The organism is Aeromicrobium duanguangcaii (genome assembly GCF_024508295.1).
Lineage (GTDB): Bacteria > Actinomycetota > Actinomycetes > Propionibacteriales > Nocardioidaceae > Aeromicrobium > Aeromicrobium duanguangcaii.
On sequence record NZ_CP101990.1, the window covers coordinates 1,862,990 to 1,879,273 of the forward strand.

Annotated in this window: 16 protein-coding genes; 3 read left to right on the top strand and 13 right to left on the bottom strand. The window is 71.0% G+C overall.

Annotated features, from left to right (window positions below; translation table 11 throughout):
- Positions 1–2: 2 nt before the first annotated feature.
- Together coaE and NP095_RS09205 are read right to left on the bottom strand one after the other, a co-directional pair.
- On the bottom strand, positions 3–605 hold the full coding sequence (gene coaE / locus NP095_RS09200) for a dephospho-CoA kinase (RefSeq protein WP_256765982.1): 603 nt from the start codon (positions 603–605) through the stop codon (positions 3–5).
- An 8-nt stretch (positions 606–613) separates the two neighbouring features.
- On the bottom strand, positions 614–1,522 hold the full coding sequence (locus NP095_RS09205) for an SH3 domain-containing protein (protein ID WP_256765983.1): 909 nt from the start codon (positions 1,520–1,522) through the stop codon (positions 614–616).
- Positions 1,523–1,622: 100 nt separating this feature from the next.
- Between NP095_RS09205 and NP095_RS09210 the strand changes: the two genes are divergently transcribed.
- A complete protein-coding gene (locus NP095_RS09210; RefSeq protein WP_256765984.1) occupies positions 1,623–2,951 on the top strand; it encodes a class I adenylate-forming enzyme family protein in 1,329 nt (442 codons plus the stop codon).
- A 3-nt stretch (positions 2,952–2,954) separates the two neighbouring features.
- Here NP095_RS09210 and NP095_RS09215 read toward each other — a convergent pair whose 3' ends face one another.
- Positions 2,955–3,911, bottom strand: a complete 957-nt coding sequence (locus tag NP095_RS09215) for a helix-turn-helix domain-containing protein (protein ID WP_256765985.1) — start codon at positions 3,909–3,911, stop codon at positions 2,955–2,957.
- 82 nt (positions 3,912–3,993) lie between these two features.
- On the opposite strand from NP095_RS09215, the gene NP095_RS09220 reads away from it, so the two are divergent.
- Positions 3,994–4,140 carry a hypothetical protein gene (locus NP095_RS09220; protein ID WP_256765986.1) on the top strand — a complete coding sequence of 49 codons (147 nt, stop codon included), beginning with the start codon at positions 3,994–3,996 and terminating at the stop codon, positions 4,138–4,140.
- A gap of 61 nt (positions 4,141–4,201) precedes the next feature.
- Here the strand turns inward: NP095_RS09220 and rpsA are convergent, their stop codons facing one another.
- The 6 genes from rpsA to NP095_RS09250 form a co-directional block, all read right to left on the bottom strand.
- On the bottom strand, positions 4,202–5,659 hold the full coding sequence (gene rpsA / locus NP095_RS09225; protein WP_249378337.1) for a 30S ribosomal protein S1: 1,458 nt from the start codon (positions 5,657–5,659) through the stop codon (positions 4,202–4,204).
- Positions 5,660–5,787: 128 nt separating this feature from the next.
- Positions 5,788–7,821, bottom strand: coding sequence for a CotH kinase family protein (locus tag NP095_RS09230; RefSeq protein ID WP_256765987.1), 2,034 nt, complete (start codon positions 7,819–7,821; stop codon positions 5,788–5,790).
- A gap of 14 nt (positions 7,822–7,835) precedes the next feature.
- Positions 7,836–9,086 carry a M18 family aminopeptidase gene (locus tag NP095_RS09235; protein ID WP_256765988.1) on the bottom strand — a complete coding sequence of 417 codons (1,251 nt, stop codon included), beginning with the start codon at positions 9,084–9,086 and terminating at the stop codon, positions 7,836–7,838.
- A gap of 9 nt (positions 9,087–9,095) precedes the next feature.
- Positions 9,096–10,028 carry an NAD-dependent epimerase/dehydratase family protein gene (locus NP095_RS09240; RefSeq protein ID WP_249378340.1) on the bottom strand — a complete coding sequence of 311 codons (933 nt, stop codon included), beginning with the start codon at positions 10,026–10,028 and terminating at the stop codon, positions 9,096–9,098.
- Positions 10,029–10,090: 62 nt separating this feature from the next.
- Positions 10,091–10,837, bottom strand: a complete 747-nt coding sequence (locus NP095_RS09245; RefSeq protein WP_249378341.1) for a class I SAM-dependent methyltransferase — start codon at positions 10,835–10,837, stop codon at positions 10,091–10,093.
- Positions 10,834–11,679 (bottom strand): class I SAM-dependent methyltransferase, encoded by an 846-nt coding sequence (locus NP095_RS09250; RefSeq protein WP_256765989.1) that lies wholly within the window; start codon positions 11,677–11,679, stop codon positions 10,834–10,836. Before NP095_RS09250 ends, NP095_RS09245 begins: the two co-directional genes overlap by 4 nt.
- 55 nt (positions 11,680–11,734) lie before the next feature.
- On the opposite strand from NP095_RS09250, the gene NP095_RS09255 reads away from it, so the two are divergent.
- Complete coding sequence (locus tag NP095_RS09255) at positions 11,735–12,838, top strand: glycosyltransferase family 4 protein (protein ID WP_256765990.1); 1,104 nt, start codon at positions 11,735–11,737, stop codon at positions 12,836–12,838.
- Between the two features lie 71 nt (positions 12,839–12,909).
- Here the strand turns inward: NP095_RS09255 and NP095_RS09260 are convergent, their stop codons facing one another.
- Genes NP095_RS09260 through NP095_RS09275 form a run of 4 tightly spaced genes read right to left on the bottom strand, consistent with a single transcriptional unit; the run spans position 12,910 to position 16,266 of the window.
- The gene (locus tag NP095_RS09260; protein WP_306173254.1) at positions 12,910–13,905 is read right to left on the bottom strand and encodes a DUF3068 domain-containing protein; all 996 of its coding nucleotides are present in this window, start codon (positions 13,903–13,905) and stop codon (positions 12,910–12,912) included.
- A gap of 41 nt (positions 13,906–13,946) precedes the next feature.
- Positions 13,947–14,546, bottom strand: a complete 600-nt coding sequence (locus NP095_RS09265; RefSeq protein ID WP_256765992.1) for a D-glycero-alpha-D-manno-heptose-1,7-bisphosphate 7-phosphatase — start codon at positions 14,544–14,546, stop codon at positions 13,947–13,949.
- A gap of 2 nt (positions 14,547–14,548) precedes the next feature.
- Entirely contained in the window at positions 14,549–15,187 is a 639-nt protein-coding gene (locus tag NP095_RS09270) for a D-sedoheptulose-7-phosphate isomerase (RefSeq protein ID WP_249378346.1), read from the bottom strand.
- Complete coding sequence (locus NP095_RS09275; protein WP_256765993.1) at positions 15,184–16,266, bottom strand: GHMP family kinase ATP-binding protein; 1,083 nt, start codon at positions 16,264–16,266, stop codon at positions 15,184–15,186. Before NP095_RS09275 ends, NP095_RS09270 begins: the two co-directional genes overlap by 4 nt.
- Positions 16,267–16,284: the final 18 nt, after the last annotated feature.

Sequence of the window (16,284 nt, forward strand, 5' to 3'; positions counted from 1 at the left end):
GCTCAGCGAGCGCTCGGCTCGACCAGGTCCTTCCAGACCTCGTCGATCCGGGCGCTCAGTTGTTCCAGGGTGCCGGTGTTCTCGATGACGACGTCGGCGACGGCCAGCCGCTGCTCGCGGGACGCCTGCGCGGCGATGCGGGCACGCGCGTCCTGCTCCGACATCTGGCGGTCGCGAACCATGCGGTCGACCTGGAGCTGCTCGGGCACGTCGACGACGATGACGACGTCGCAGGCGGCCGCTGCGCCCATCTCGACCAGCAGCGGGTTGTCGTGCACGACGATCGCATCGGGACCGGCGCCCTGCTCACGCGCGGCGGCCAGGCCGCGGATCGCCGGGTGGGTGATGGCCTCGAGGTCCTTCAGCGCCGACGGGTCGGCGAACACGATCGCGCCGAGCGCCGGGCGCACGAGAGTGCCGTCGGGCGCGATCACGTCAGCGCCGAAACGCTCGGCGATCAGGTCCAGGGCGGGACTGCCCGGCTCGACGACCTCACGCGCCAGCCGGTCGTAGTCGATGACGACGGCGCCGAGCTCGGCCAGCCGAGCGCTGACGGTGCTCTTGCCCGACGCGATGCCGCCGGTCAGGCCCACACGCCGCGCCATCGGCAGGCTCACAGGGATCCGGCGTTGCCGAACGTCGTCACGTGGACGTGGTCGAAGTGGTTGGCGGTCGCGCCGCCGCGATCACTCATGCCGCGCCATCCCTCGCCGCCGCGCTGGACGGTCCAGATGCGCTGCTCGTAGATCAGGTAGCTGACGCCGAGCTCGGTCCGGTTCGCCTGCAGGAACGCGGCGATGTCCCAGCCGAGCTGGCCTCCGACCATGATGTCGAGCGAGTGGCCGGTGGCGTGCTCGCCACGGCCGGCGAGGCCGCCGTAGCTGGTGATCTGGGGGAAGCGGGCGCAGACGGCGCGGTAGACGCGCACGGTGTCGGCCTGCAGGCCGGACTCGACGCCGGAGCCGATGCCGCACGGGGCGGTCGAGAGCGTGCCCTCCTCGGGGGCCAGCTTCGGCTCCTCCTCGTCGACGAGCTCCGTCGCGACCCAGCGCGGCAGGTCGTTGTGCACGACCTGCGTCCAGCCACCGCGGGTCTCGCCGGTGACCTGGAGTGTCTTGCCCTTGGCGATGGTGGCCAGCACGGGCGAGTCCTCGGACGCGTCGGCGCGGATCGGCACGGTCTTCTGGGCGAACAGCGAGCCCTCGATCATGGCCTCGGCCTCGACGGCGGAGGGAAGTGGCGCGCGCTCGGCGCTGCTGCGGCTCGTGCGCACCGGCGCGGCCCCGTCGAGCGCCTCGGTGACGATGTCACCGGAGCGGGCGGGGTCGGCGGACTCGGTCGTCGTGTGGGACACGTGCGTCGCATCCGCGACGGTCATCGAGGAGGTGCCGAGCGTGGCGACTGCCGCGACGCCGAGCGAGGCGATGCCGGTGGCGATCACCGTGTGCTTGCGTGCGCGGACGTACCAAGGGTCGCGGACGACGGGCTTGCGCCGGTGTCCGGGCTTGGAAGTCTGGGTCATCAATACCTATGAGGTCGGGGGGTACGGCCGTTGGCCAGTCAACCATACTGACCTCTCAGATCCCAGCGAGATCGACCGAGTCACGCGAGAGGAATGGGCGATGTCACACGATGAGGGCATCCTGCGGGCGACCACGGCCCACGAGCTGCGGGACCTGGCGTGCCGCGCTGCGGCCGGCCTGCGGCGGCTCGGGGCCGGCGAGGGCGACCGCGTCGTCGTCAGCCTCCCGAACGGCATCGAGCTGCTCGCGGCGGTGTGGGCCTGCGTCGCCACGGGCCGCGTGCCCGTGCCGCTCGACCCCCGCCTGACGCCCCACGAACGCGAACCGATCGTCGCCGACGTCGCTCCCGCCGTCGCCCTGGACTCCCTCGTCGCGTTCAGCGAGCTGCTCGGGGACGACCGCGAGGAGCTCGACCCGGAGCCGCGCTGCCGGCCGATGCACTTCACCTCCGGCACCACAGGGCGCCCGAAGGGCGTGTGGTCGGGCTTCTGGGACTCCGCCGACGCCCGGGCCGCCGTCCTGGAGGAGCGCGAGCTGTGGGGCTTCGCGGCGACGGACGTGAACCTGGTGCTCTCGCCGCTCTACCACTCCGCTCCCCTGCGCTTCGCCCTCGGCACGGCGCTCGCCGGCGGTGCGGTCGCGGTCCTGCCGGCCTTCACCCCCGAGGGCTTCTGTGAGGCCGTCGAGCGGGTGCGGCCGACCACGATGTTCTGCGTGCCGGCCCACCTGCAGCGCCTGCTCGCACACCTGCAGGAGACGCCCGCGCCCGACCTCTCGAGCTTCCGGCTCGTCGCCCACGCCGGCGCCCCGTGCCCCGAGCCCATCCGGCGCGGCGTCCACGACCTGTTCGGGACCGACGTCGTGTGGGAGTTCTACGGGTCGACCGAGGGCCAGTTCACGGCGTGCTCGGCGCAGGAGTGGATCGACCACCCGGGCACCGTCGGACGGGCCCGTCCCGGCCGCGTCATCGCGGTCGACGCCGAGGACGAGCTGTGGTGCGCCGTGCCGCCGTGGGGGCGCTTCTCCTACTGGAACGATCCCGAGCGGACCGCGCAGGCCTGGCGCGACACCGAGCACGGACCGGCGTTCACGGTCGGCGATCTGGGCCGGGTGGACGACGAGGGCTACGTGTACCTCGACTCGCGCCGCACCGATCTGATCATCAGCGGTGGCGTCAACGTGTACCCGGCCGAGGTCGAGGCCGCGCTGGTCGAGGTGCCGGGCGTCGTCGAGGTCGCCGTGTTCGGGCGGCCCGACGAGCGCTGGGGCCAGCGGGTGGCCGCGGCCTACGTCGGTGACGCCACCGAGAGCGAGCTGCGCGACGCCGCTGCCCTCATGCTCGCTCCGCCCAAGCGACCCAAGGAGTACGAGCGGGTCGCCGCACTGCCGCGGACCGCCACCGGCAAGGTGCGGCGCACCGAGCTCTGAGGCTCAGGCGGACTCGACGCAGCTGAACGACCGGCGGTACGCCTGCGGGCTGGTGCCGCGGACCGCGCCGAAGTGGTGGCGCAGGGTCGCGGCATTGCCGAACCCGACCCGCTGGGCGACCTGCTCGATCGCGAGCGTCGACGTCTCGAGCAGCTCCTCGGCCAGGGCGACCCGGCGCCCCAGCAGCCACTGCCACGGGGTCGTGCCGGTCTCGTCGCGGAAGCGGCGCGCGAACGTGCGCTCGGACATGTGCGCACGCCGGGCGAGGCTGGCGACGGTCAGCGGCTCGGCGAGGTGCTCCTCGGCCCAGGCCAGGACGGGCGCGAGGGTCTCGGCCTCGACGACGGGCATCGGCGCCCGCACGAACTGGGCCTGTCCCCCGTCGCGATGCGGCGGGACGACGATCCGGCGCGCCGTCGTGGCGGACACCCGCGCGCCGTACCACTGCCGCATCAGGTGCAGGTTCGCGTCGATCCCGGCCGCGGAGCCGGCTCCCGTGACGATCGGGCCGTCCTCGACGTAGAGCACGTCGGTGTCGACCTCGGCCTCGGGGAAGGCCGCGGCCAGCTCGGCCCCGTACCGCCAGTGCGTGGTGCACCGGCGTCCGTCGAGCAGGTCGGCATGGCCGAGCTGGAAGGTGGCCGTGCAGGACGCCATGATCGTCGCGCCGCGCGCGTAGGCCGCGCGCAGGACCTCGCTGACCCGCGGGTCCTCGTCGCGGTAGTGGCGCTTGGCCGCCAGGGCCACGAGGTCGGCGTCCGCCGCCTCGTCCAGCCCGTGCTCGATGACGAAGTCGAAGCCGCTCGCACCACGCACCACCCCGGGCTCGGGCGTGCAGGCGACGAAGTCGAAGACCGGGGTGTCGTCATCGGGGTGGTACTGGTCGCCCCACACCTCCGCGAGGACGCCCATGCCGAACGGCTCGGCGTGGTCGGACACGATCATCGCGACCTTGGTCATGACGCCCCCTTGGCGGAAATACGGCGGGGACTGTCATTCCCGCCACTGGTGGCAGAATATCACGCACCGCAGGATTGATGCCATGATCATCTGGCTCCTCCTGCTGGCCACGGTCGCCGTGCTGACGACGGCGGAACTGTGGCTGACCATCGCCCACGACGGACTCGGCGTCCGCCCCGCTCCCCGCAGTCACCCGGCCGACGCGTTCGGCGCGCCGCGGGAGTCCTGACCCCGGACAAGCAACGAGGCCCCCGACCAGGTGGTCGGGGGCCTCGTCAGCGGTCAGCGAATCACTCGCCGCCGGTCAGCTTCTCACGCAGGGCCTGCAGGGCCTCGTCAGAGGCCAGCGAGCCACCGGTCTGCTCCTGCTCGGCCGGAGCGGACGTGTACTCGCCCACCTCGCCGGCTTCCAGGTTGGCCTTCTCGGCCTCGGCGACCTGCTTCTTGTGGGCTTCCCAGCGCTCGTGCGCCTCGGCGTACTGACGCTCCCACGTGGCGCGGGCCTCTTCGAAGCCCTCCTGCCATTCGCCCGTCTCGGGATCGAACCCGTCCGGGTAGATGTAGTTGCCCTGCTCGTCGTAGGACGAGGCCATGCCGTACAGCGTCGGATCGAAGCTGTCGTCGGTCGCGACCTCGGTCTCGTTCGCCTGCTTCAGCGACAGCGAGATGCGACGACGCTCGAGGTCGATGTCGATGATCTTGACCATGACCTGGTCGCCGATCTGGACGACCTGCTCGGGGATCTCGACGTGACGCTCGGCGAGCTCGGAGATGTGCACCAGACCCTCGATGCCCTCCTCGACGCGGACGAACGCACCGAACGGGACCAGCTTGGTGACCTTGCCGGGCACGATCTGACCGATCTGGTGGGTCCGGGCGAAGTGCTGCCACGGATCCTCCTGGGTCGCCTTGAGCGACAGCGACACGCGCTCGCGCTCCAGGTCGACCTCGAGCACCTCGACGGTGACCTCGTCGCCGACCTGAACGACCTCGTTCGGGTGGTCGATGTGCTTCCAGGACAGCTCCGAGACGTGCACCAGGCCGTCGACGCCGCCGAGATCGACGAAGGCGCCGAAGTTGACGATCGAGCTGATGACGCCCTTGCGGACCTGGCCCTTCTTGAGCTCGTTGAGGAAGTTCTGGCGCACGGCGGACTGCGTCTGCTCGAGCCAGGCACGGCGCGACAGGACCACGTTGTTGCGGTTCTTGTCGAGCTCGATGATCTTCGCCTCGAGCTTCTGGCCGATGTACGGGTCCAGGTCGCGCACGCGGCGCATCTCGACCAGCGACGCGGGCAGGAAGCCACGCAGGCCGATGTCCATGATCAGGCCGCCCTTGACGACCTCGATGACGGTGCCCTCGACGACGCCGTCCTCTTCCTTGATCTTCTCGATGTCGCCCCAGGCGCGCTCGTACTGAGCACGCTTCTTGCTCAGGATCAGACGGCCTTCCTTGTCCTCCTTCTGGAGGACGAGGGCCTCGACCGAGTCGCCCACCTGGACGACCTCGTTCGGATCGACGTCGTGCTTGATGGACAGCTCACGCGAGGGGATGACGCCCTCGGTCTTGTAGCCGATGTCGAGCAGGACCTCGTCGCGGTCCACCTTGACGATGGTGCCGTCGACGATGTCGCCGTCGTTGAAGTACTTGATGGTCTTGTCGATCGCGGCGAGGAAGTCTTCTTCGCTGCCGATGTCGTTGACCGCAACCTGCGGGGCCGCAGAAGGAGTTGCGAGGCCAGAAGTCATGTAGAGGGGCTCCGATGGATGGATGGAATTGAAGTGTGGACAGGATTCGTGCCGCCGGAGCGGGACAGACCCGTCCCCAGCGCATCTCTCAGTCTAGGGCACACACCCCACTCGGTAAAACCCGAGGCTCAGTCGCCGGACGTGCCGAACTGCTCGTCCATCCAGTCGATCCGGTCGCTCAGCCAGTCGCGCAGGTGCGTCGCCTCCGCCAGCCACCCCTCGCCGGGCTCGACCCCAGAGTCGACGGCGTTCACGAACCGGATCATCGAGGTCCACACCTCGAGCTCCTCGGGCGCGGCCCAGACCAGCTGACCCGCCCCGCCGTCCTCCGTCAGCGTGAAGTTCGCACGCGCCGACGGCAGCAGGCGCGAGGTCTCGGCCGCGACGTGCTCGGGCAGGTCGCGCAGCTGCGGCAGCACCTCGCGCCAGCGGTCGCGGACCTGCTCGACGAACCACGGGTCCGCCAGCAGCCGGTTGTAGTAGTGGCCACCGGGCTCGCGCCACAGCTGGGAGGGCAGCAGGGCCGCGCGCCAGTCGTCGTCGGGGAACTGCGGATGGAAGAGCCGGCCGATCCACCAGCCCGTCGGCAGATGGACGTCGCCCGCGTAGCCCAGCTCGTACATGCCCTGGGAGAAGTCGTAGTCCCACGGCGGCCCCATCGCCAGCGTGCCGTCCGCGCGCATCACCAGGTACACGCTGTTGCGGAAGCCCGCGTCGATGTTCTTGGTGAGCTCATTGGTCAGGTACATCGTGACGAACGAGTCGACGTCGATCCGGTCGCGGTAGCCGTTGTTCGGGAAGCTCTCGTCGTACAGGAGGTCCTCGACTTCCTGGAACGCCGACGACACGGACGGGACATCACGCTCGTCGCCGTCCTTGAGGAACACGCGCAGTCCGCGGTCGGTGCGGAACTGCGGATCGGTGTCGTCGTTCGTGTCCGCCTCCAACAAAGTGTCGTCCGGGCCCAGCTCGACGCGGCCGGGCTCGGCCTCGATCCCTTCCCCGAACTGGTAGACGCCGCACAGCGCTCCGTTGATGCGCAGGTCCACCGACTCCAGTCGCGGCGCCCAGGGGGCGCCGAACACGCGGGCCGTCCGCATCGCCACGTCATTGCGCAGCAGCGAGCGGTCGAAGTGGTTCGCCAGCAGCACCCAGTCCTTGCTCGCGGGCATGCCCAGCAGCGAGGTCCGGGTGTCGAGCTTGACCTTGTAGGGACGCTTGCGCTCGATCGACGACGTCGAGTTCCCCCGCACGCGCAGGCGCGCCTTGACAGTGGTCGGACGTCCGCCACGACGATCGCGGAGGGTCAGCGAGGCGTTGACGTAGGTGGTCTTCGTGGTGATGATCTGCGTGCACGCCTCCGGACCGCGTGGCCCCGCCGTCTCGACGGAGACCTCGGTGACGGGGATCGGCTCGGGGATCGGCTCGGGCGTCGGCTCGTCAGCCGGCTCGTCCCGCGGCTCGTCGCCCGGCTGGGGTCCGGGAGGCGCCGGCACCCCGGCGACGGCGGCGACGGTCGTGGCTCGACCCAGGACCGCCTTCGCGCCCTTCCACGTGCCCACCTTGACTCGGAACGAGCGGCCCGCGAGAGCCTCGTGCGAGCCCACGTCGCCGAAGTCCACGCGCCCCTTGGCGTTTCCGGCGCGACCGGCGATCAGGGTGCGCCACGTGGTCCCGTCGAGTCGTTGCAGGCTCATCGCACGGCCCTTGCGCGCCGGCGTCGTCGTTCCGGTGACCCGGACCCGGCCGGCGTCGATCCGTACCGTCGCCGTCACGGACTCCTTCACTGTCTTCACGGCGATGCGCTTCGTCGCGACGGAGCGGTACTTCGTGCCGCGGATCGTCGCGGCAGGGACGCGGGCCCGGAAGTAGGTCCGAGCGGCCTTCGTGGACCGGGTCACGCGCACGGCACCGGAGGAGTTGGTGGTCGTCCGGATCGTGCGCCACCTCGCGCCGGTCCGGTACTGCAGCACCACGGGCCGCTTGACCTTCGTGCCGGTGCGGACGGTGACGGTGAACTTCTCCCCCGCCAGCACCGCGGTGCGTGACGCGCTCACGGTGGCTGCCGCGGCGCGGGCGTGCGCCGGAGCGACCGACAGCAGCCCCATCAGCACCAGGAGGCCACTACAACCACAGGCGAGGGCGCGCAGAAGCCGTGTCATGCGGGTGGTTCCGTTCAGTCCGAGATCAGGAAGGCGCGCAGGGCGGCACCGTAGGAAGCGACGTCGGCGGCCGCCATCACCTCGCGGGCGGAGTGCATCGCCAGCTGCGGGGCCCCGACGTCGACCGTCAGGATACCGGTCCGAGCGGCGCTGATGGGACCGATCGTCGAACCGCACGGGAGGTCCGCCCGGTGGACGTAGCGCTGCAGCGGAACCCCGGCGGACTCACAGGCCGCGGCGAAGAGCGCGGCGCCCACGCCGTCCGTGGCGTAACGCAGGTTCTGGTTGACCTTCAGCACCGGACCGCCGCCCAGCGCGATGCGGTGGAGGGGCTCGTGCTTGTCGGGCTGGTTCGGGTGCGTCGCGTGCGCCATGTCGCCCGAGACGCAGACCGAGGCGGCGACCGCCCGGAACACGTCGTCGCGCGAGCCTCCGGCCGCCAGCACGATCCGCTCGAGCACGGACGAGAGCAGCGGCGAGTCCGCACCACGCTCGGAGGTGCTGCCGACCTCCTCGTGGTCGAACAGGACCATGACGTGGCGGGCCGCCGGGTCCGCCGCCTCGACCGCGCCGAGCAGCGCGTCGATGGCGGCCGAGCAGGTCGCCTGGTTGTCGAGCCGCGGCGCGGCGACGAGCTCGCCGGCCACTCCGGTGCGCGCCGCCGGCCGCAGGTCGAACGTCATGAGGTCGAAGCCGGTCACGTCCGAGCCCGCGAATCCAGCCCTCTCCCCCACCACGTCCAGGAACGGGCGCGGCGTCAGTCCGCTGATCGCGTCGAGGTGGCGCTGGCGGTCGAGCTTGGATCCGTCCCGGTCGAGGTGGATGGCCAGCCGCGGCACCCGCAGCAGCGGCTCGTCGATCCGGACCAGCCGGGTGGAGCCGTCGCGCAAGACGACGCGCCCCGCGATGCCCAGGTCGAGGTCGAGCCACGACTCCAGCAACGGGCCGCCGTAGGGCTCGAGGGCGACGGTGGCCTGGTCGCTGCGCCAGCCGTCGTGGTGCTGCTTCAGCCGCAGGTTCGGGCTGTCGGTGTGGGCTCCGACGATCGTGAAGCCCGCGGAGGCGGGCGCCTCGGGTCCGACCGACCACGCCACGAGCGTGCCGCCGCTGACGATGAAGTGACGGCCCGCCTCGGCCGGCCAGGGATCGCGCGGGTCGACCTCGCCGAAACCGGCCGACCGCAGCAGCTCGGCTGCCGTGGCGCAGGCGTGGAAGGGCGTCGGCGACGCGTCGACGAAGGAGATCAGGCGGTCCGCAGCGTCCATGGCGCCACCCTAACGACGGTTGCGGAAGTCCTCGATGGTGGCCTTGAGGCCGATCTCGGCCGTCGTCGACGGCGACCAGCCGAACAGCTCGCCGGCCAAGGTGATGTCGGGACGGCGGATCTGGGGGTCGTCGACCGGACGCGGCACGTGGACGATCTTCGAGTCGGACTCGGCCAGGTCGCGGATCCACGTGGCGAGGTCGAGCATCGAGATCTCCTCGGGGTTCCCGAGGTTGACCGGGCCGCTGGCACTGGACTCCATCATCGCCACGAGTCCGGACACGAGGTCGTCGACGTAGCAGATCGAGCGGGTCTGGGCGCCGTCGCCGGCGACCGTGATCTCGCGACCCATGAGGGCCTGGTGCACGAAGTTGGGGATCGCGCGGCCGTCCTCGACGCGCATCCGCGGGCCGAAGGTGTTGAAGATGCGCACGATCTTCGTGTCGACGCCGAACTCGCGACGGTAGGCCGCCGTCATCGCCTCGCCGAAGCGCTTGGCCTCGTCGTAGACCGACCGCGGGCCGACCGGGTTGACGTGGCCCAGGTACGTCTCGGGCTGCGGGTGCACCTGCGGGTCGCCGTAGACCTCGGAGGTCGACGCGAGCAGGTAGCGCGCGCCGTGGGCATGGGCGAGGTCGAGGGTGTTCTTGACGCCCAGCGAGCCGGTCATCAGGGTGTGGATCGGCAGCCGGTGGTAGTCCACCGGCGAGGCGGGCGAGGCGAGGTTGAAGACCTGGTCGAGGGGACCCTCGATCGCGTCGATCGTCGCGGCGTCGGTGATGTTCGCCTCGAGGATCGTGACCTCGTGGGCCACGGCCGCGAGGTTCTCACGGCGACCCGTGCTGAAGTCGTCGACCACGACCACGTCGTGCCCCATCGCCACGAGTCGCTCCACCAGGTGCGATCCGACGAAACCGGCGCCGCCGGCCACCAACGCGCGCATCCGTTGCATCCCTTCGTCTGAGTCCGCCAGCGGCTACTGGCGAGTAGGACTCAGGTCACACCCTACCCCGGCGTTCCGGCGGTTCGGGAGGAGTTGGCGTCTTCCCGCCGCAACAGCAGCAGCAGGTTCCACGAGAGCACCTCCCGCACCCCCGGCACCCGCACGAGCGGCGCGGCCCAGCGCGGCAGATAGCGCGGGCGGGCCGCGAGGATCCGCACGTCATCGCGGCGCCGGGCCCAGCGCATCCCCCACGCGACGGAGATCTTGAACAAGGTCTCGCCGACGCGATTCTTGGGTGGGTGGCCCTCACGACGCGTGTAGCGCTCGATCGCCCGTCGACCGCCCAGCCAGTGCCACGGCGACGTCTCGTGGCCGCCCCAGGGCGACCACCAGTTCGTGTACGACAGGAAGACCAGTCCCCCGGGCCGGGCGACGCGGACCAGCTCGGCCGCGACGACCCCGGGGTCCCGGACGTGCTCCAGCAGGTTCGACGAGAAGACCAGGTCGGCCGAGCCGGTCGCGAAGGGCAGCAGCGCGGCGTCGGCGGCCACGCCGCCGTCGGCGAGCGCGGACACCTCCGGGTCGAGGTCGACCGCGACGTATCGGGCGCCGCGGCCCCGGAACTCCTGCGCGAACTGCACGGGGCCGGCGCCGACGTCGATCACGAGCTTGCCGTCGAGCGACATCTGCTGCTCGACCAGGTCGGCCGAGTCCCGGGCGAGCGTCCCGTAGAAGTGGTCGGGGTCGGTCTGCTCGACCAAGAAGGAGCGGAACAGCCGGACCGAGCGCGCGAGTCCGTCAGGGTTCACGAGGCTCCCCTGGTGGCCGTCACGACGAGCGTGGGCCGCCACCGCGGACGGACCAGGCGCAGCAGCGCGGCAGCCGGCGCCAGAGCCATCGCGAACCAGCGAACCCGGCGCGACGCGAGCACGCCCGCGGGACGGTCCATCGGGCGAACCCGGCGGACGATGCTGGCACCCTCCATCGTCAGGTTGTCGGTGAGCGACCGCGTGACGCGCACGTCGACGAAGCCGGCGTCGGTCAGCAGCCGCGTGATGGACGCTGCGGAGAAGAACCGCACGTGGGTGGGGTCCTCCAGCAGCCACCAGGCGTCCGAGAACGCCCGCAGCGACGCGCTGTCGGCCGCCGGGGTGAGGAACAGGACCCGGCCGCCGGGCCGGAGCAGCCGGTGGGCGGCGCCCGAGAGGGCGTGGACGTCCTGGACGTGCTCGACGACGTGGATCCCGTAGACGAGGTCGGCGGGCTCGGCGGACGCCGGGACCTCCTCGATGCCGCAGGCGTGCAGCTCGGCTCGCGCCAGCACCTGCGGATCGACCTCCACGTGGAGCTGGTCGGGGTCGCACCCCGCGACGCGATGGCCCTGGTCGAGGAAGCCGCGCAGCATGGCGCCGGCCCCGAAGCCGATCTCGAACACCCGCGAGCCGGGGTCCAGCGGCGCCGCCCGACCGAGCGTGCGCGTGGTCAGGGCCAGCCGGACCCGGTCCAAACCCGGGTCGCCGCCGTACGCGACGTCGCGATGATGTGCCGGAGCCGCTTTGGGATCCCGCTCGATGTGAGAGCATTTCGGACAGGTCTCGAGCACCGACTCGCCGTCGCGCAGGGTCGCGGACGTCGTCGGTGCGGAACACACCTCACAGAACATCTGGACCCCCCTCGGACGGACAGGAGAGAACGCTATCAGCGGATTGCGCATCGCCATCCTCAGTTGGCGTGACCTGGAGCATCCCGAGGCCGGCGGCGCGGAGGTGTTCGCCGAGCGGACGGCCGCGACCATGGCCGAGCGAGGTCATGACGTGGTCCTTTTCACCTCGTCGTTCCCGGGCGGATCCGCCCACGCGCGGCGTCACGGATTCTCGATCGCTCGCGCCGGTGGGCGCTTCACGGTGTACCCGCGCGGCCTGTGGCACGTCTGGCGACGCCGCCGCGACTACGACATCGTCCTCGACGTCCAGAACGGCGTGCCGTTCTGGACTCCCCTGGTCTTCCCGCGCCCCGTGCTGGCCGTGGTCCACCACGTCCACCGCGAGCAGTGGTTCACCTTCTTCCCCCGGCCCATCTCCTCGATCGGCTGGTTCCTGGAGTCGCGCGTCGCGCCCTTCGTGTACCGACACCAGCGCTACGTCACCGTCTCGGAGGCCTCGCGGCGCGAGCTCGCGGCCGTCGGCGTCGACCCCGCGCGGGTGTCGGTCGTCTACAGCGGCAACGAGGCGCCGCAGCACGTGCTCGACGGCGAGCCCGATCCCGTCCGCGGCACCAGGCTCGCGTGCCTGGGCCGCCTCGTGCCCCACAAGCGGGTCGAGCTGGCGATCGACGCCGTCGCGGCGTTGCGTGACGCGGTCGAGGACATCGCCCTCGACGTCATCGGCGGCGGCGACTGGATGGACCCGCTCGTCGAGCACGCTCGCCGGCGTGGAGTCAGCGACCGCGTCGTCTTCCACGGCCATGTCTCCGACGACCAGAAGCACGCGCTGCTCAGCCGTGCCGCCGTCCTGGCCATGCCCTCGATCAAGGAGGGCTGGGGCCTGACCATCCTCGAGGCCGGCTACCACGCCGTGCCGACCGTGGCGTTCCGCTACGCCGGCGGCACGCAGGAGTCGGTGCAGGACGGCCACACCGGTCTACTGGTGGACACCGACGAGGAGTTCATCGACGGCCTGCGCCACCTCCTGCTCAAGACGGACGAGCGGGCGAAGCTCGGGGCCGCCGCCCGCGAGTTCGCGCTGCGCTTCGACTGGCAGCGCACCGGCAACGAGCTGACCGACCTGGTCGAGCAGGTCGCCCGCCCCTGAGGGGCGCGCCCCGCCCACGACAGAGCCGCCGCCCCCGAAGGGGACGGCGGCTCTTCTCGGTGCTGGGACCGTCAGGCGTTCGCGTAGGCGTCGTGGTCGACGTCCGAGTCGCGACGGCTGCGGAACCGGAAGGCGAGAGCCAGACCGGCCAGGATCGACAGGATGCCCAGGCCGCCCATGGCGAGCGGGAGCCAGGTGCGCACGGCCTTGAGGGACGCGGACTTGGAGCCGTACTCGTCGATGTTCGCCTGGATCGTCTCGGGCGAGGACGCGCTGATCGTGTCCATCGCGACGACGTCCTTGGCGCCCGGCTCATCGAGCTTCAGCCACTGCTTCTGGGCCTCTTCGATCTTGACCATCACGCCGGTCTCGGGCTCGACCCAGATGGTGCGGTCGTTCGCGTAGGTGCGGGTGGCCTCGACCGAGCCGGTGTCCGGCAGGCCGAAGACGCCACGGGGAACCTCGCGGATGCCGAACTCGGTCTCGTCGATCGAGCCGCTGAAGCGGTAGGTGTTGATCGAGCCGTCGGTGCCCTCGACCTCTTCGGTGCCCTCGAACTCCATCTTCATCGGAGCCTTGACCGTCGCGTCCCAGTAGTCGTAGCTCTTCTTCTGGGTGTTGAACGGGAACTTGATCAGCAGGCCCTCGAACTCGATCGGCTCGCCGTTCTGCGAGGCGCCGGACCACGGCACGGCCTCGCCGGTGAAGCGATCGACCGCGAAGGTCTGCTCGAGGAAGTCGACCGGCGGGGCCTGGTCGTTGTTGTCGGTGCTCTGACCCTTCGTGAACACGGCCACATCGGCGCCGTCGTTCTCGTCGGCGGCCTCCTTGGCCAGGTCAGGGTCGCCGATGACGGTCGCGACGGTCGTGATCGGACCCGAACCCGGCGCCACGTTGTCGGCGTCGAAGAAGTTCGCGTTGTCGTCACTGAGGATCTGCTGCGTGTTCTGGTCATTGGGGACCACAGCCAGGCGGTCGTACGCGTATACCTTCATCGCGACACCCATTGTGAGCAGGAACGCTCCGAGCGTCAGGAACGCCACGGCGCCACGAGAAAACTTCCGCACAACTGCCTCCGTACTAGGGCTTGCAAAATCGTATTTGTGAGTTACCTCTCGCGAGAGCGTAGCACCACGGTTCTCGCCGGGTGCGGATCCCTACCGATGAGTACGTCGGCGATCCGCGCGGGCTCCAGACCCGCCTGTCCCACGTCCAACCAGGCGACGCCCGCGGCCTGCGCCGCGGCCTCGTCACTGGGCTGGTCACCGACCATGACGACGCGCTCCGGACGGGCCCAGGGAGCACGCGCCATCGCCTGCAGCAGCATGCCCGGCAGCGGCTTGCGGCAGTCGCACGTCCCCCTCTCGTGCGGGCAGACCTCGATGCCGTCGAGGCGCCCACCCGCACGGGCGAGCCGGGCCACGAGGGCTCGGTGCACCTGCACCAGCTGGTCGCGCGTCAGTCGCCCGGTGGCCAGACCTCGCTGGTTCGTGACCAGGACGGTCCGCATCCCCGCACGCGTCAGGGCGCCCACGGCCCGGGCGGCGCCGGGCCGCAACCGCAGCTCGGCCGGCGAGGAGATGTACCCGGGACGGTGGATGTTGAGCGTCCCGTCACGGTCGAGCAGGACGAGGTCCCACGGGACGGGGCCCGCCGGTGGCGCGATCGGCGTGGCGTCGAGCCCCAGCAGCGCCTCGTCGGTCCACATCGTCAGTCGGAGGCGGTGGGCTGCGACAGGACGTCGACGGCCTCGCACCACGCGTGGGCCCACAGCATGTGGACCTCCTGGATCCGCGGCGTGAAGTCCGAGGGGACGTGCAGCACGTGGTCGGCCCGGCCCGGCAGGTCGCCGCCGGCCGCGCCGGTGAGTGCGACGGTCGCGAGGCCCCGCTCACGCGCCGCGTCGAGGGCGCGCAGGATGCTGGCGCTGCGTCCGCTGGTGGACATCGCGATCAACAGGTCGCCGGGGCGCCCGAGCGACTGCACGCCACGGACGAACACGTCGTCGAAGCCGTAGTCGTTGCCGACGGCCGTGATCGAGGTGAGCGAGTCCGCGAGGCAGACCGCCGGCAGCGGCGAGCGGTCGAGGATGCACTTGCCCACGAACTCGGCCGCGATGTGGCTGGCGATCGCCGCGCTGCCGCCGTTGCCGGCGACCAGGATGGTGCCGCCCGAGCGCAGGGTGTCGACCACGGCACGGCCGGCCGCGTCGACGGCGGCGACGAGCGCCGGCTCCTCGAGCGCGGCGACGAGCGCGGCCCACGCCTCGATGCCGAGCGTCTGGCGCTGCGCGACGACCTGCTCGATCGCGTCGTCGGACACGGCGTGCACCGGGTGTTCGATCGTCAACTCTGTCCCCTCCACGTGACCAGCCCTTCCCTCGAGAACGTGAACTCCGAGACGCCCAGACCCATCCGGGTCAGCTCCTCGGCCACGACGTGACGACGCTCGAACTCACAGATGAAGACCAGGTGGCCACCACCGCCGGCGCCGGTGACCTTGCCGCCGAGCGCGCCCAGCGACAGAGCCTTGGTGATGGCCTCGTCGATGAGCGGCGTCGCGATGCGGTCCGACATCTTGCGCTTCTCGTCCCAGGCCTGGCCCAGCAGCCGGCCGAGGGTGTCGACCTCGCCGCGGACGAGCGCCAGCTTCATCTCGGCGGCGAGCTCCTTCTGGGCGCGCAGTCCCTCCAGGGCCACCTCCTCGCCGCGCTCGTACCGCGAGACCTGGTCGTCGATGATGTGGTCGCTGACCCGGGTGTTGCCCGTGTAGGCCAACAGCATGTTGTGCTCGAGCTCGTGGATCGTCGCGTCGCGGATCCGCAGCGGGTTGACGACGACCTGGTCGGTGAACTCGATGTAGTTGAAGCCGCCGAAGGACGCCGCGTACTGGTCCTGGGCGCCGCCGGGGATCTGCAGGTCCTCGCGCTCGAGGCGGTACGCCAGCTCGGCGACCTCGTACTCGGTGAGGTCCAGGCCCAGGTGCTGGGCCACGACGCCGATGACGGCCACCATGACCGCGCTCGACGAGCCCAGGCCGGACCCGGGCGGGGCGTTCGTGTGGATGAACAGGTCGAAGCCCGTGGCCGCCGTGGCGCCGGGGTACTGCCGCAGCCGGGCGATCGTGGCCTTCGGCAGGTCGAGCTGGCCGTCGAGCTCCAGGTCGTCCTCGACGTTGAACCCGACCGAGTAGCCGTAGTCGAGCGACTTGATCGTGACCTGACCGTCCGAGCGGGGGCGCAGGGTGCAGTACGAGTACGCCGAGATCGTGGCCGACAGGACGGCGCCGCCCTCGCGCTCGGGGAACGGCGCGACGTCCGTGCCGCCGCCGGCGAACGAGATGCGCAGCGGCGCGCGGGCCCTCAGCACGGGCCGGCGAACGTCGGACGTGACCGGTTCGGGCGACACGAGGTGGGACTGCTGTGCCATCCGTACTAGCCTCCAGAC